A 15,267-nucleotide genomic window follows, 5' to 3' on the forward strand; every position below is an offset into this window, starting at 1 on the left:
ATATCAGGAGCCCGCCAGGAAAAGAGGCGTGCTTTCATTAAGCCTGTTAATAACCAAATAAGAATCAATATATCGCCTTGAGCGAGAAGCAGAAGTTCGCAACTGTTCTCACGATTATTTGCCAAGCAGGTCAATTGATACATCAGGGTATCCGTCAGCCACTGCACTGGTGTGTCCGGCAACCTGTCGCCGAAGCGCTTTTCCACTGACCTCAGCATCACGTACTGCACCGTCGAACTGTCATAGCACCCGGTGCTTGCAGCCCAGTCGATGGTCTCTCTGTCGCAGCAGTCCAACGCGAACATGGCCCGCAGTTTTTCACCGTTGTCGCAGCCGAACTCGAAGCCGTCGGAACACCAGCGCATATCGCTTTCTGCTACCGCGATTTTGCCTTTGTGTTCACGCTTCGGTCTCTCTGGTTTTTCATGCAGTAACAACAGGTTATGCTCACGCATTATCCTCTAAAGTCGTTTGGCATTGACCGACGGCAACCCCTCTGAGCGACGTTGCTTACGCAGGATGCCCCATACACGGCGTTAGCCGTAGCTGAGCATGTCGAGGATAGCGGGCAGTATTTCAGCGTCTGCTTCGTCATTACGCTGGTTACAGCGCCTGTCCTGCCAGTCGGCAGAACGGTTAATTCGCAGTGACAGCTCCGCACGCGACACGCCCATGGTGCGGCTGACCAGGGCTATTCCCCGTCCTTTGGCAACAAGGGCGCGTGCGCTATCCATTTTCGCGTCTGGCCGTACTCCACCGCTTCGTTCAGGATCTCAATTTCCATTTTCTTCTTACCCAGAAGACGCTGGAGCTCCCGGACTCACTGGCGCACACCTGGGCGAACCGCGGGTATTACGGTTCAGTCAGCCACGACGTGAAAGCCACCTATGTGCTGTATCTGGGCTGGTTCGACGGCAACCCGGCGACACTCGATGAGCTGCCACCTGAAGAGGCAGCGAAGAAATTCGTCGACTATCTGGGCGGTGCAGATACCATCCTGAACAAAGCGAAAACTGACTTTGACCAGGGTAACTATCGCTGGGTGGCGCAGGTGGTCAGCAAAGTGGTATTTGCCGACCCGAACAACCAGGCGGCACGTAACCTGGAAGCCGACGCTCTGGAGCAGCTTGGTTATCAGGCGGAGTCTGGCCCGTGGCGTAACTTCTACCTGGCCGGGGTGCAGGGGCTGCGTAACGGCGTGGTGAAAGGCCCAACGCCGAACACCGTCAGCCCGATACCGTGCGGGCAATGACCCCGGAGATGTTCTTCGACTATCTGGCGGTGCATATCAACAGCCAGAAAGCCGGGGATGCGAAATCGGTGTTTAATATCGATCTTGGCAACGATGGCGGCAAGTATAAACTGGAACTGGAAAACGGCGTGCAGAACCACACGGCGAATGCCGAAGCGAAAGACGCCGATGCCACTATCACACTGAATCGAGATACGCTTAACAAAATCATCCTCAAGGAAGTGACTCTGAAACATGCACAAGAAAGCGGAGACGTGAAGATAACCGGTGATGGTGCCAGGCTTGATGCCATGCTCGATTATATGGATAAATTCGAATTCTGGTTCAACATTGTTACACTGTAAATCCACCACCCTGCGTTCGGAGTCTACCGCCCGCAGGGTTTTCACATAAAAACTTCCGTTATTGGCACAAAATGGACCTAGCCGATAGGTTTAACATCACGATGCTCCGTTGAGTTAAAAGAGGCATAACTCCCCTGCCCTAAATCCCCTGAGAGAATAATGCTTCAAAGCAGGACAGGGACGTTATCAGGTCTAATATGTAAGAGGCTTCCACTTGCTATGGACACATAGCATTGCAACGTGAACAGCGCTGGACCTGACCTTAGAACTTGTCCACAGACATGCACCTCTCCTTTGTATCGATTTCGAAGACTTTGGACATCAGATGCGCGAGCATGTTAAGTCGGTAACCGTTCTCCCGAGCAATGTTGGTATGGGTCCAGCCACGACTCTAGCTAAGAGCTGCCAGTGGGCCTGCAAGGAGTATGAACAGTTTGGTGGTGTGCTTGCCATTTCGCATGCCAAATCAGAACGGGCCAGTAAAATGTGGTCACTTCAACCGGTCGAGGAAGTTTGGGATGTAGGCCGCAGAATATCAAAAAATTGGCTGTCATGGACATCAAAACTGGCGGGCAGCTGCCGCATATGAATCCCTCATTTATCCGAAAAACCTTCAGCATTGTGCTGGGAAGAACAGTACGGGAACTTAACGGAGAAAGTTGCATCAGTTTTGAAGTCCCCCTCACCTAAACGGCAAATTGTGTGTGCCCGATCATTTGGATACAGGATCACTACGCGTGAGGAGTTGAACCTGACTGTCTGTCATTACACTGAGCGTGCAGCTGAGAAACTACGGGAAAACTTTAGTTCTGTCGCCACATCTCAGTATTTGTCGAAACGTAACCCTTTGCACAATACGAACCTTATTATGGCAACATGGCCAGCGAAGAACTGTCTACTCCCACGCGGGATACTCGTGACATTGTGGCTGCCGCAATGAAGAGTCTTGAATGCATCTGGCTCGATGGCTATCGCTACGCCAAAGGAGACATTATGCTCAACTATTTTACTCCAGCAAGGGTATCTCAGCTGTACCTGTTGGATAAACCCAGCCACGTCCGCACACCAATTCACTGATGAAAGCCCTCAACGGGATTAACCATTCAGGACTGGGTAAAGTCTGATTTGCAGGGCGTGGGATAGCGCCGAAATGGAAGATAAAACGACAGGTGCTTTCTCAGTCATACACCACTCAGTGAGGTGATATTCCCAGAGTAATAATCAAGTAAATCCTTTTTCAAGATGGCGAAAGTGCTTGCCACAGTCGAATGACAGGGATAATCCCGCGAGTGAGCGAGGAAATACCAAAGGTGATTACATGCAATTTTCCTTCTACACCGCGCCCAACATTTTATCTTAGTTTGACTCTTTGGGACCACGGTCCCAGTTGAGTGGTTGGGACCACGGTCCCAGTTGAGTGGTTGGGACCACGGTCCCAGTTGAGTGGTTGGGACCACGGTCCCAGTTGAGTGGTTGGGACCACGGTCCCAGTTGAGTGGTTGGGGCCACGGTCCCAGTTGAGTGGTTGGGGCCACGGTCCCAGTTGAGTGGTTGGGGCCACGGTCCCAGTTGAGTGGTTGGGGCCGTGGCCCCAGTTAAGTGGTTGGGGCCACGGTCGAATTCAACTATGTTGACAGTTCCGACTTATCTAGCTTCTGACTGTACTAATTGCTTTAGAATTTCTTCCATCTGTTCAATACATTGTTCAGGAATCTTTGCCCGGTCCAGACTGAACACAACCTTGTTACCTTTGTATTGAGCGATAGCACCGGGTACGAATTCTCGTTTTATCGGTGCAACTAAGGTTGTGCTCTTTGAGACTTTCACTACCTCAGTCAATGTCTGAATAATGTCTTCCGTTTCAAATACGATCCCATTTTTACGATTTTCTGTTAAGTCATCTATTTTGCCAAGTAGTGACGCTTCATATTCATTGAAAAGACGGCTTAGAGTATCACCGGCTCGGGCAGAAAGTTCACCAGGATGTGAGAAGAGGGCGATCAACTTGCGCGGAAGCTTGGACGTGTTGATACATCGTGTAATGATCTTGCGAGAGATATTTTCGGCATCAGCCAATGCAGAAATATTACCTTTAAACTCATTATCAAGACGGAGTGAATAACGCTTTCCCCTCTCATATGCACTTGTAGGTCGATAATCGTTACCAGTCTTGCACAACGAATCCATCTGCTCATCATCAAGATCGCCAACTAGAATCCGATATTCATTTGAGGTCAGAATAGCCGTCATACGACGGCGGCTTCCATCAGCAACTTCAATTACACCATTGCATTTCCTTCCGAACGCAGGATTTTGTTGTCCAGTCAGCAGGAATGAAGGAATAAGATCATCAAGTGCATCCTCAGTGAGAAACTCCTGATCACGTTCATTGCCAGCCCAGACACTTGTCGACTTTTCAACTGCATTGCCCGGAATCGTTTCCAGAACAAATCTCACATCACGGCCACAAACGGGGAGGGTGATGGTATTCCCTTTTGCCATTGCTCCAACTCGAGCAATAAGTGAATCAACCATCGGAGCTGCAGGCGCAGATGCTGGTTCAGCTGGAACGAGTGCAGGAGAGGATTTAGGTATAATTGGTGCGCGTTTCATTAGCGAATCTCCCAGCGAGGTTTGATCAGGCGATCGAATATTTCGTTACAAACAGGCTCCCAGATTGCGAGTGCATTTCGCCAGGCTCCAGTTGATGATCGCTGATCGATGGCTTGTTCAAATACTGTGCGCATTCGAATCTGCCCTTTTCCCACTTCATCTGTTTCGCGAACAACATTTTTGAGAACCATACTACCCCAGGCATCACGAATCTGTTCTTCCATCCAGGGGGATTGCGAGCCATTGTTATTACTATATTTAGTAAGAAGAATTCTCACGTCAGGCTCGAATCCCTGAAGGTCTACGTTTTTTAACAGGTCGCGCAGCATGTCAAAAAATTGTAGTGCTGAAGTGTAATCGAAGAGCTCTGCAGGGGTAGGGATGATCAATACATCAGCCGCACAGACAACATTAATCGTGCCAATACCAAGGTTAGGTGCGCTATCGATTACAACAACATCATAATCCTGAGCAACGGTTTCGATGGCCAGGCGGAGCATCATGTGAGGTTCAGTGGGCAATTTACCTTCGTCATAGCGCCCCATGAGTTCTGTTTCGATGCGATGTAATGCCAGGCAAGAAGGAATAATATCGAGGCCGGGCCAGCATGTAGGCTTTATAGCGTATGAAGCATCGTCATGCTCTCCCAGATAGAATGGGAGTAAAGTATCTTCGGCATGAATATGCAAATCTGGAACCCAACCATGGTACATCGATGCGGTCCCCTGAGGATCATTACCTTCCACAAGAAGAACACGAAGCCCTTTTAAAGCTAGGTCTTGAGCCAGATGTACAGAGACAGAAGTTTTATAAACGCCACCTTTATGTGCAGCTACGCCAATGACGGGAGGAACACTTTCGCCTGGACGGCGAAGACGTGTACCAAACACATCCCGCATATGATTAATTTGTTCAATTGTATAACCAACGCGCTGCTCGACCCGTCCACGCATTTCCATATCGGGGTGGGGGAGACGACCAGCTTTCTCTGCATCGCGAATGGCTTGTGATGAAACGCCTATCAGATCAGCAGCCTCACCAACGCGCCAACGGCGTGTAATTTTCCTTGCCTCTGGGCTGTCATCATTAAATTGAGCAACAGCAATAGCCTTTGTCATTTCATGACCAGCGGCTATGCATTGATCAAGAGTATCCATTAATCCCATCGTATATTCCTTACAGTCATCTTTGCATAATTATATTAAATCTTGAAAAATTAAGCAAAGCAACACTGAAATCGCAAACCGTGTCAAAATTTGCAAAGTTGGTCAAAAAACGTCTTACTACACACACCACACGCCTTACAAAAGTGGCTAATACGGATAAGCATTTGTACAGGAAGAGTAGAATTGAAAGTTATAGATCAATGACCAGAAGAATAGAAACAGTTTAAAGGGGAGCTGAAGCGGGAATTATGCACTTGTCAAAAAGGGAGCTAGAGAGGGGAATGTATACCCAAGCTTGGGGGAGTTGTAGAGGGAAATAATGGAAGTGAAAAGGGAGCTATAACGGGAGTTTTACCGAGACGTACAGCGGGTAACTTACTTAAGCCAAAGTGACCCCAAAAGGGAAAGCGCGGTCAAAGAAGGGAGTTGTAGCAGGCAAGGGGGTGATATGTGTATGGAGTTACAGATCCCAGGGACTAATTTCTCCCGCTGGAGGTCACTGTAGATTTGAAACCTTCAGCTGAAACTAATCCAATCCCTCTCCAGGCCCTTTTACCGTCAGGATCCTCCCTCTTCAGGTCACTTTTACGTATTTCAAAGCACATCCCGCTTCAGCTCCCCTTTACATATCTTCGTAACCCTCTACAGGTCACGCTTTCCCTCTACAGGTCACGCTTTCCCTCTACAGGTCACGTTTTCCCTCTACAGGTCACGTTTTCCCTCTACAGGTCACGTTTTCCCTCTACAGGTCACGTTTTCCCTCTACAGGTCACCAGGTTTCAAGGCAGGGTTTCTACTAAGAACGCGCACCATCGTTTCACGCCCTTCTTTTTTAAGAAGATAATCCAAGTAGCCAATGCTTTTCAGCTTTTCAAGTGCAGCGCGGATAACCTTGTTCTGATCACTAATTCGGTTGGTTAGCATTAGACGAGCTCTCAGTCTGGTAAACGAGATGTCCGCAGGACGCTCTGGAAGACTGGCCAAATAGGTGTAGAGCGCCTGGGCCGCCTCCTGCCGCGGTAGAGCATTCAGCGGCTTCTTACGTAATAGAGTAAGATAATCCGCCCTATACAGCTCCCACAACTTGCTATCAGCCTCAAGTTCGATGGTATCTTCGTCTGAGTTGAAACGCCCGGTTTTCAATAACCCGGTGACGTATGCCCCTTTTGAACCGATAGTGCTCAGCGTAATGGTCTTGCCTCGAATACGCGTAAGGGAGTCACGAATGTTTCCGCGGAGCCTAGAATCCAGTCGTTTTGACGGTATCTGACATAAGCCGGCAAATTCGTGAAATGAAAGGGTAATAGCATTACTGGCAATGCCGTATTTTGAGAACGCGTGGATGATTCCCATCCAAACCTTTAAGTCTGTAGAGAGGTTAAGTCTGGGCCCGGTAATGATGATCTTCGTATAGCCTTCAGATCTGGACAGCTCTAAGGACGACAATATCTCACTAGCGTCAATGGCATCGCCAGCATCACCACTTTTATTTGTAGGAACAAAGATCCCCAGACGCATCAAGGCTGCTGGTTGAACGCTCGAATTACTGGTAACTGTTAATGTTTTTCCTTCTCCCTCATCTGAATCAGGAATCGCATCAGGAAAGAAGTATATGTTTTTCTTAGAATTTTCCAACTTATCCACCTTGTGAATAATATATGCAAAAGAGCAGGATTTTTTCCCACTACAGCTCCCTATTGTTCCCACTTTAACTCCCTTTTATCCCTCTGCAAATCACTTTTTTCCCTTCACAACTCCCTTTTCACCCACCATAGCTCCCTCACATCCCGTTTCAACTCCCTTTCATCCCTCCACAGCTCCCCTAAACCATCACTGAAGCCAGACCAGACGCGGCTCTCAGCGATCGGGGATCTGTTTGGTTCTGTTTGGTTCTGTATGGATCCGATCAGGATCTATTTTGGATCTTAAAACTTGGATCTTTCTACTGTATATGTGGATAACTATTAGGGGCTGGTTAATTTCCAATAAAATCCAACTACGTGAAATATGGCAGGTAAACCCCTGCACCTTGATTTCTTTTATGTAGCACAAATCTGAACGACCTGATTCCAGTCCATATCGTTTCTCTGATATCCAAAATAATGAAATAACTTACCTGACTTGCAGTATCGCTACAGCTTTAGCCTTCGGCATGGAAGTGCCAGGCGGCCACAGCGAGCACAGGTACTTTCGTATAGACTTCCGTCAAACTGACCGATTTGTGCCCCATCAGGCTTTGTAACACTTTCAGCGGTATCCCTGCATATAGCATGTGCATGGCGTAGGAGTGGGAATGGGGGTTGATCAGTACGGAGAATACACGCCGTCTGCTGCAGTAGCGTACACAGCTTCATTCAGCCAAGTTCTGACAATGCCCCAAATGCGTGCTCTCCCGGTTCTGGCGCTTCGCTTACTGCGACGCCTGAGGGGTATTTTCAGCGTTACCACCATCATCTCCAGCTGGCTGACAAAGTTCGCATCAAAAACGGAACCAGCCACTGAACCTGGCAGCCAACGGGAGCACGACGAGCGGTTCTGGACGCTTTCTCCTTTCGCTGCTTGAGAGTAACAAACTGAACGGACGGGGAGTGTTGTGCAAGGGAAAAATCACTTCGGGTTAGAGCCAGCGCCTTATTAATACGCGCGCCCGTGTTCCAGTGTGTTGCCAGCAACATCTTACGATGCAGATCGGACACATAGTGGAGTAGGGCGTGTTGGGGTAATAATGTTGTGCTTCATGATGAGTGCTATACAGTGCGGAGGGTATGATGTAAGCATACCTCTTTTAGTTCCACGCACTTTTTGAGAGTAGCCGTTTTTCAGCTATCAGCCGGCACTCTTCCGGCGTTAGCTTATTCAGGGATTTATGAGGTCGCTCGCTGTTATATTCGGCCAGCCAGCGCGCCGTGATTTCCTGTGCTTCATTCAGTGCCCTGAACGAATAAAAATCCAGGATTTCTGTCCGGTAGGACCGTTCGATGGAGCCGTTCTGTGTATTTACCTGGCTTAATAAATTCCAGCGCCACGCCATGCTCTTCAGCCCATTGCGTAAGCGTCAGAGACACAAATTCTGGACCATTATCCATCCGCATCTTTAACGGATATCCACGGTTTGCGATGAGCCTGTCCAGCACAATGATGACCCGTTGCGCCGGGATATTCAGGTCGATTTCTATCGTCAGTGCTTCGCGGTTAAAATCGTCCACCGTATTGAAGGTACGGAAGCGTCGGCCACAGACCAGCACATCTTGCATAAAACCGATGGATCAGCTCTGGTTTAGCGGTTCCGGCATGGCCAGTGATGCCGGGTTACGTACCAGCATCACTAGCCACCCTGCAATTACCACCTCTAGACCACTTGTTAGATATAGATATCTAAAATCCTACAAACTGTTTCCTAAATGTTACGCAATTTCTATTGTAGCTCTAAAAATATCATGATGGATGAATAAAATTCATTCATTATTAAAAAAATAATATGATTGCAGGATTAGTGTGGCTTATGTCATTTTCTTATAGAATACAGAGAATTCAAATGGTTAGGTATGTTATATTATTCATCTTGTGCTTAGCAAGTTCAGTATCTTTTGCGGGGACTTGGCCTGCAATTATCCCCACCAGTACAATACAGTCAATGACTTATGGGACGATATATATCAAACAACAATTAATTGAGGTTGGCCCAGAAGTTGATGCTATAGCTCCAAAAGGCTATGTAGTTTGCATTAATTATTATATATCTAACTGGGATGAGTACTACCCTGTAAGTGGCGGTCGATGCGCCACCTCTGACGGCAGTCAAACTCAAAGCCAGTTAGCAAATGAAGCTTACCAATTAAATATAGATCGCACCGTTGTTAATACAGGATCTGAGGGTTCAAGCCCAGTTGATAAAGCTTGTGTTGCATATTATTACAAAAAAGGTGCCTCTAGCGGTAGCGTTATTTCCGACCCTGCCGGATGTGTCTATGCGCCACCATCAACTGACTGGTGTGAAATAACAACGCCGGAGATAACATTAGATCATGGCACCCTTTCCGCTGATAAGGTTGAAGGTCATGTTAGTAAAAAGATGATGAGTGTAAACTGTGTTTCAGAGACTAATGTCAGGTTTGATATATTAGATCCTGATGGCTATTTGCATCTCCAACCATCAGGTAAGAGTTTAATAAAAGTGAATAATCTTCCGTTAGGAAGCAGTATAGATCTCCCTGCCGGTGATTCTGAGCTATTAATTAGCGATCAGCTCACAGGAGTTACATCAGAAGGGGTGAACAGCGCTAGCACAGTTCTAGTCATGGCGTTATTTTAATATATAATTCAGATAGCGTTTCTGCCATGGGTATTAGTCTTTTAACAATCCTTTCATATTTATATGCTGAAAAAAGTTGGCTGATGGAGTGTGAAAAATCACCTTTGACTGTGAGGGTTTCTATATTATCTCACCGGAAGTTCCTATCCTCTTCCCTTTACGCCGACACAGATTATATCTGTGCATATATTATTTTTTACATGATGATAAATGATATGCACAGATACATACCCGAAATCTGTAAGCGTACAGCGAGAGCCGTATTGACAGGGATGCGTTATTCAACTGGCAGTGTGATGCGCCAGGGGAGCAGTTCGCTGACATGGTTCTAGCGATCAGATGTCACCGGCAGAATATAAAAACCAGTATTATCAAAGGCTCGGAAGTGTCTAGATTACCCGTGGCGATTCAAAACAGCCGCCAATACGGCGCTCACATAACGCTTACGTATGAAGTGGCTTACAAATAACCGTAATGGGTCTGGCCAGCGAAGAAATGGCTATGTCTCGGACTGACCCGCTTTACCACTGTCGGTCTGAATATTTTTCAATTCAAGTAGTCAAATTCAGTGCGCGACGACATATCGTGTTTTCTTCGTGAAAACATGTCGCTCAGATCCATCCCTCACGCGCAAGAAGCAATGCATCGATGAGACTGTTATCGAAGAGCACGGGAATATAAAGTGTATAGGCGTAACCCCCCGCCTCATTAGAATGCGAAAAATTAAAATGTTCTACATCATAGCCATCCCTTCGTTTGATCCCGTTAGTTGAGATGAATCCCCAGTAAGCAATGGCGCTGTACTCATAGGGGCGGAAGGAGGGGTTACTAAAGCTAAATTTCAGATAGTCTCCGGTAACGTTCGGTAAAGGAAGTAAATCGCAATGTGCTGTGAGCTTTTCCCTTTCCACTCCGACATGATAATCAAAACAAACGTTCCTTTCCCCTCGTTTCACTGGCCTGCACAGCGTGTAAATTTCATCGACAGGTCTCTGAGTCGATAACTGAAATGCAGCTTCTACGGCGGCACGAGCTTCTGTATGTGGAGAGCCAATTCCAGTAATTGAGAGTTCGTATTGTGCTGAAGTGCCCACAAGCTCCAGGTGTTCAAAATGGATAAATTCAACCTGACATCCCGCTATTTCGAATTCGTGGCGATGCTTCCAGGCAAAAAGATTGTGAAAATCAAAGTGTTTGCTTTGCCGAAATTCTTGGGGGGTTACGCCATAAAAAGATTTAAAGAAACGGCTAAATGCCTGCTGATTGGAATAGTGATAACGGCTGGCAAGTTCATGGACAGGTGTAGACGTAAATTTTAATACAATGGCGCACCGCTGAAGACGGCAATTCGTGACATATTCTTTTAATGTGCATCCTACGTCGGATTTGAAAATCCTGTTCAGCTGGGCATTACTGTAACCTGAACGTTGAACAATTTCGCTAATGCTAATGTCACGATCGAGGTTGCTGTGTATCCAGCGCAGCAGGTCGATAATGAATGTTTTGCGCAAGTAAGCCTCATCGGTTAGAAACTGGCTGGTATAAGAAGCGATCTGAGCAATGGTAAAAAGTGAATAACTATATCTTATTATATTAAATCTTGGGAATGCTAAATGTAGTCATAAATTGCATACAAATCAAGGTAGACCGAAAAATTCTGTGTGAGTTATGAAGTTTACGTCCTTGTTTGTTAATGAATTGTGTTTTACGATCTATTTATATCATTGGCGAGCGTTGCTATTGAACATCGAATGCATCCGCTGGATAATTCAACTCAAGCAGGTGCTATTGGAATAGCTATTTGGCACCATGTTTAAATTAATGATGTCTTATATGTGTTAGGAAAAAAAATGAAACTGAACAAGTTTGTGGCGGCAATTGTGCTGTCTGGTTGCGTTGTATCTGTGGCTCAGGCGAAAGATCAGGGCCATGGTACTATTAACTTCATCGGCTCTATTATTGATGCACCGTGCTCAATTTCCCCAGACTCAGATGGTCAGACAGTTAAACTGGGTGAAATCTCTAACGTTGCATTAAATGCTAACGGAAATACAGGTACCTCTACTCCTCGTCCTTTTGAAATTAAATTAGAAAACTGCGATACCAGTACCTATAAAACAGTGACGACCACCTTTACCGGTGCGGAAGGTGCAGTTGCTGATCACCTGGGGATCACCGGTACCGCCTCTGGTGCCAGCATTGTACTGACTGATGGTAGCGGTAATCCGATTTCTCTGGGCAAACCGACTAACGAACATATGCTGCAGGATGGTTCTAACACACTGATGTTCTCTGCTTATCTGCAGGGTGATGGCGCTTCTGAAGTGGTTCCTGGTGAGTTCAGCTCTATCGCTGACTTCACAATGGCATACCAGTAAGTTCGACGCTTTCTGAGCCGGATACGCCTGTTACTCAGGCGTATCAATACCTCTGACTCAAAGGAGGCCACATCAAAAAGTTATTTGTCATTTTTTCATATCTAATTATTATTTTAATTGATTCAACGTGTTATGCGTACGATATTGGCCTGGACGGGCAGGTCAACATGGAAGGTTCTATTCTGGCCAACGCTTGTACACTGGCGATGGAAAGTCGATACCAGTCAATTAATATGGGGAGCGAAAACATTGAAAAAATGCGTCGTACAGGTCAGGGAAAACGTAAAGAATTTTCAATCTATTTGACGGAGTGCTCACTCGAGGATGGTTTGTCTAATTCTGAGCCTTGGCATTATCTACAAGTAACATTTGATGGTATTAGCAACAACGGGTTATTTGATATCTCAGGAAGCGCTGGCGGTATTGCGTTACAACTCACAAATAAATATGGTGAGAGCGCCATTCCGGGGCGGCCGATGTCCTATGTTCGCATTGATAATAAAAGCATTCGTCTGGATTATGTATTGCAGCTAAAAACAACGCACGATCACTTACGCGTTGGAGAGTATTCTTCCGTGATTAAATATCGTGTTACTTATTTCTGAATCTTAATTTTAAATGCCATTCGACGGTATCTCTGGCGGAGTGTATGACGCAGTTAGCAATGCAGGAAAACAGTAGTTCCAGTCGAAAAAGAATATTAAAAATATCTATTCTGGCAATAAGTATTTACAGCACCTTGTATGGCTGTGCTAGGGCTGACGATGGTATTGAGTTCAATACTGACATACTGGATGTTAAAGATAAAAGTAATATTGATTTGAGCCGTTTTTCTAAGGGCAACTACATCATGCCCGGGGATTACAGCTTTAAAATCAGGGTTAACCAGAACGAACTGGAAGAGCAGCCTATACCGGTTTATGTCTCTGATACAGACAGCAAGCAAACGCTGGCCTGTTTTAAACCTGAAATTGTTCAGCAAATGGGATTTAAAGAAGAGTTTCTCAGTCAATTTCCACTCTGGCATAAAAACCAGTGTGTAGACATCACCTCGCTAAAGGGGGTTGATATCCGTCCGGATATGGGGGAAAACACTTTAAATGTTAACGTCCCACAAGCCTATCTGGAATATACCTCAGACAACTGGGTTCCTACTAGTATGTGGGATAACGGGGTTCCAGGATTGTTGGCGGATTACAGCGTTGATGTCACGAGCCGCAAAAATAATGATCAGAGCGGGAGTGATAAAACGATTTCTGGCAACGGTACCATGGGGGCCAACCTTGGTGCGTGGCGTCTGCGAGGAGACTGGCAGGCCAACTATGAAAATAATGCTGATGGCACAGATAGCGGTCAGAAAGAATGGACATGGAACCGTGTATATCTGTATCGCGCAATTCCTTCAATGGGCGCGAAGCTGACGCTAGGAGAGGATTACCTCAACTCCGACCTGTTTGATAGTTTTAGCTTTATCGGGGCAAGCCTGGTGAGCGACGACAATATGTTGCCACCAAACCTGCGCGGATACGCACCTGAAGTGACAGGCGTAGCCAAAACGAATGCGAAGGTTATTATCTCGCAGCAGGGTCGCATCATTTATCAATCTCAGGTCGCTGCGGGGCCGTTCAGAATTCAAGATCTTAATAGTGCAGTTTCCGGCACACTGGATGTGCGGGTTGAAGAGCAGGATGGTTCGAACCAGCAGTATAAGGTCAATACGGCAAGTGTACCGTATCTTACCCGACCAGGTAGCGTGCGTTACAAGCTGTATGGAGGTAAGCCATTAGGCACAGAACACTCCGTTGAAGGTCAGGATTTTGCCTCCAGTGAAATGTCATGGGGGATCAACAACGGTTGGTCTCTGTATGGCGGTATTGTTGCAAGCAAGGACTATCGCGCGACCGCCATTGGGGTAGGCCGCGATCTGCTAGCGCTGGGGGCGCTGGCGTTGGATGTTACGCGTTCCAATGCGGAACTGGATACGGTCAACAGGCAGGGTCAGTCATACCGTTTGAGTTACTCAAAACGCTTTGATGAAACCGATAGCCAGGTGACGTTTGCGGGTTATCGCTTCTCTGAAAAAAACTTCATGAGTTTCAATGATTTCCTTAACTACATGTCAACGGATGATTCATTCCAGCAGAGTAAAGAGATGTACACCATCTCTTTCAGTCAGCAGTTAAAAAAACTGGGGTTAAGTGCGTATCTCAACTATTCGCATCAAACCTACTGGAACGCTCCGGCAGAAGATCGCTACAGCGTGTCGTTATCTCGTAATTTTGATATTGGCCGCTGGAAGAACATCAACATGTCATTGACTGCGTACCGTAATGAGTTTTCCCAGGGAACGGACGATGGTGCATATCTCTCGATGTCTGTTCCATGGGGTGACAGCGGCACTGTCAGTTACAACATGACCTCAGGAGGAGGCAGTAACTCCAATCGACTGGGCTATTTCGACCATCTGGATAATGGTGATAATTATCAGATGGCAGTTGGTGCCAGTGAACATGAGGCGAACGTCAGTGGGTATTACGATCACATGGGTAACGAAGGTGAAATTATTGGCAATCTGGATTATCAGCAAAGTGAGTATAACTCCCTTGGTATGACCCTGCGTGGAGGCATTACAGCGACACCGAAAGGTGTGGCATTACACCGAGTGAATGGTATGGGGGGGACACGTGTCATGGTCGACACTGGTGCTGCGTCTGATATTCCGGTTCAGGGATTTGGCTCTTCAACTCAGACTAACTACTTTGGCAAAGCGGTCATCACAGACGTCAGTAATTACACCAAAAACAACCTGAGTATTGATATTAACAGTCTACCGAAAAATGCAGAGGCTCACGGTTCCGTAGAACAGGCAACACTAACGGAGGGGGCGATCGGCTACCGTAAGTTCGATGTTATTTCCGGTGAAAAAGCGATGGCTATTATTCGCCTGGCCGACGGCTCTTTCCCTCCGTTTGGTGCCAGCGTCCGTAATGCCGCAGATCAGGAAGTAGGGATCGTCAATGATGATGGTCAAACCTATCTGAGTGGTCTTCATAGTGGCGAGAAAATGAATGTGCAATGGGAAGGTGAGATGCAGTGCGTTATCACCATCCCGGACAAAATATCAGGATTAGATCAGAACGGAAATCTGTTACTGCCATGCGGCCATTAAGGCGGGTGGCGCAGATAAACTTTAATTGAGTAA

At 46.7% G+C, this 15,267-nt stretch carries 8 protein-coding genes and 5 pseudogenes; 6 read left to right on the forward strand and 7 right to left on the reverse strand.

Annotated elements, in window-relative coordinates:
- Nucleotides 1–149: 149 nt before the first annotated feature.
- Nucleotides 150–820: pseudogene (locus QQF33_RS09365) on the reverse strand (IS3 family transposase); the annotation flags it as partial.
- Between QQF33_RS09365 and QQF33_RS25855 the strand changes: the two are divergent.
- Both QQF33_RS25855 and QQF33_RS09380 read left to right on the forward strand, forming a co-directional pair.
- Nucleotides 809–1,596 (forward strand): annotated as a pseudogene (locus QQF33_RS25855) (alkyl sulfatase dimerization domain-containing protein); the annotation flags it as partial. The pseudogenes QQF33_RS09365 and QQF33_RS25855 overlap by 12 nt on opposite strands.
- Before the next feature lie 295 nt (nt 1,597–1,891).
- A pseudogene (locus QQF33_RS09380) lies at nt 1,892–2,795 on the forward strand (DinB/UmuC family translesion DNA polymerase); the annotation flags it as partial.
- A 445-nt stretch (nt 2,796–3,240) separates the two neighbouring features.
- Here QQF33_RS09380 and QQF33_RS09385 read toward each other — a convergent pair.
- The 5 genes and pseudogenes from QQF33_RS09385 to QQF33_RS09405 all read right to left on the reverse strand — a co-directional run.
- The gene (locus QQF33_RS09385; RefSeq protein WP_285149616.1) at nt 3,241–4,209 is read right to left on the reverse strand and encodes a ParB/RepB/Spo0J family plasmid partition protein; all 969 of its coding nucleotides are present in this window, start codon (nt 4,207–4,209) and stop codon (nt 3,241–3,243) included.
- Nucleotides 4,209–5,375, reverse strand: coding sequence for a plasmid-partitioning protein SopA (sopA, locus tag QQF33_RS09390; RefSeq protein WP_285157711.1), 1,167 nt, complete (start codon nt 5,373–5,375; stop codon nt 4,209–4,211). Before sopA ends, QQF33_RS09385 begins: the two co-directional genes overlap by 1 nt.
- Nucleotides 5,376–6,137: 762 nt before the next feature.
- Nucleotides 6,138–7,010, reverse strand: a complete 873-nt coding sequence (locus QQF33_RS09395; RefSeq protein ID WP_390888468.1) for a RepB family plasmid replication initiator protein — start codon at nt 7,008–7,010, stop codon at nt 6,138–6,140.
- Nucleotides 7,011–7,487: 477 nt separating this feature from the next.
- A pseudogene (locus QQF33_RS09400) lies at nt 7,488–8,086 on the reverse strand (tyrosine-type recombinase/integrase); the annotation flags it as partial.
- A gap of 74 nt (nt 8,087–8,160) precedes the next feature.
- A pseudogene (locus QQF33_RS09405) lies at nt 8,161–8,689 on the reverse strand (integrase core domain-containing protein); the annotation flags it as partial.
- Nucleotides 8,690–8,877: 188 nt separating this feature from the next.
- Here QQF33_RS09405 and QQF33_RS09410 point away from each other — a divergent pair.
- Entirely contained in the window at nt 8,878–9,687 is an 810-nt protein-coding gene (locus QQF33_RS09410) for a hypothetical protein (RefSeq protein WP_285157712.1), read from the forward strand.
- A gap of 611 nt (nt 9,688–10,298) precedes the next feature.
- On the opposite strand, the gene QQF33_RS09415 is transcribed toward QQF33_RS09410, so the two are convergent.
- Complete coding sequence (locus QQF33_RS09415; RefSeq protein WP_285149613.1) at nt 10,299–11,198, reverse strand: helix-turn-helix domain-containing protein; 900 nt, start codon at nt 11,196–11,198, stop codon at nt 10,299–10,301.
- 339 nt (nt 11,199–11,537) lie between these two features.
- Here QQF33_RS09415 and QQF33_RS09420 point away from each other — a divergent pair, with 339 nt between their 5' ends.
- The 3 genes from QQF33_RS09420 (at nt 11,538) to QQF33_RS09430 (ending at nt 15,234) form a co-directional block, all read left to right on the forward strand.
- Nucleotides 11,538–12,065 (forward strand): fimbrial protein, encoded by a 528-nt coding sequence (locus tag QQF33_RS09420; protein WP_285157713.1) that lies wholly within the window; start codon nt 11,538–11,540, stop codon nt 12,063–12,065.
- A gap of 167 nt (nt 12,066–12,232) precedes the next feature.
- On the forward strand, nt 12,233–12,670 hold the full coding sequence (locus tag QQF33_RS09425; protein WP_285149610.1) for a fimbrial protein: 438 nt from the start codon (nt 12,233–12,235) through the stop codon (nt 12,668–12,670).
- Between the two features lie 44 nt (nt 12,671–12,714).
- Nucleotides 12,715–15,234 (forward strand): outer membrane usher protein, encoded by a 2,520-nt coding sequence (locus QQF33_RS09430; protein WP_285157714.1) that lies wholly within the window; start codon nt 12,715–12,717, stop codon nt 15,232–15,234.
- The last annotated feature ends 33 nt before the right edge of the window (nt 15,235–15,267 follow it).

It is taken from the genome of Lelliottia wanjuensis, assembly GCF_030238365.1.
In the GTDB taxonomy this organism is placed as follows: Bacteria; Pseudomonadota; Gammaproteobacteria; order Enterobacterales; family Enterobacteriaceae; genus Enterobacter; species Enterobacter wanjuensis.

Coding starts and splice junctions, on each gene's coding strand:
- QQF33_RS09410 (WP_285157712.1), top strand. CDS start 8,878: ATGTCATTTTCTTATAGAATACAGAGAATTCAAATGGTTAGGTATGTT.
- sopA (WP_285157711.1), bottom strand. CDS start 5,375: ATGGGATTAATGGATACTCTTGATCAATGCATAGCCGCTGGTCATGAA.
- QQF33_RS09385 (WP_285149616.1), bottom strand. CDS start 4,209: ATGAAACGCGCACCAATTATACCTAAATCCTCTCCTGCACTCGTTCCA.
- QQF33_RS09420 (WP_285157713.1), top strand. CDS start 11,538: ATGAAACTGAACAAGTTTGTGGCGGCAATTGTGCTGTCTGGTTGCGTT.
- QQF33_RS09425 (WP_285149610.1), top strand. CDS start 12,233: ATGGAAGGTTCTATTCTGGCCAACGCTTGTACACTGGCGATGGAAAGT.
- QQF33_RS09430 (WP_285157714.1), top strand. CDS start 12,715: ATGACGCAGTTAGCAATGCAGGAAAACAGTAGTTCCAGTCGAAAAAGA.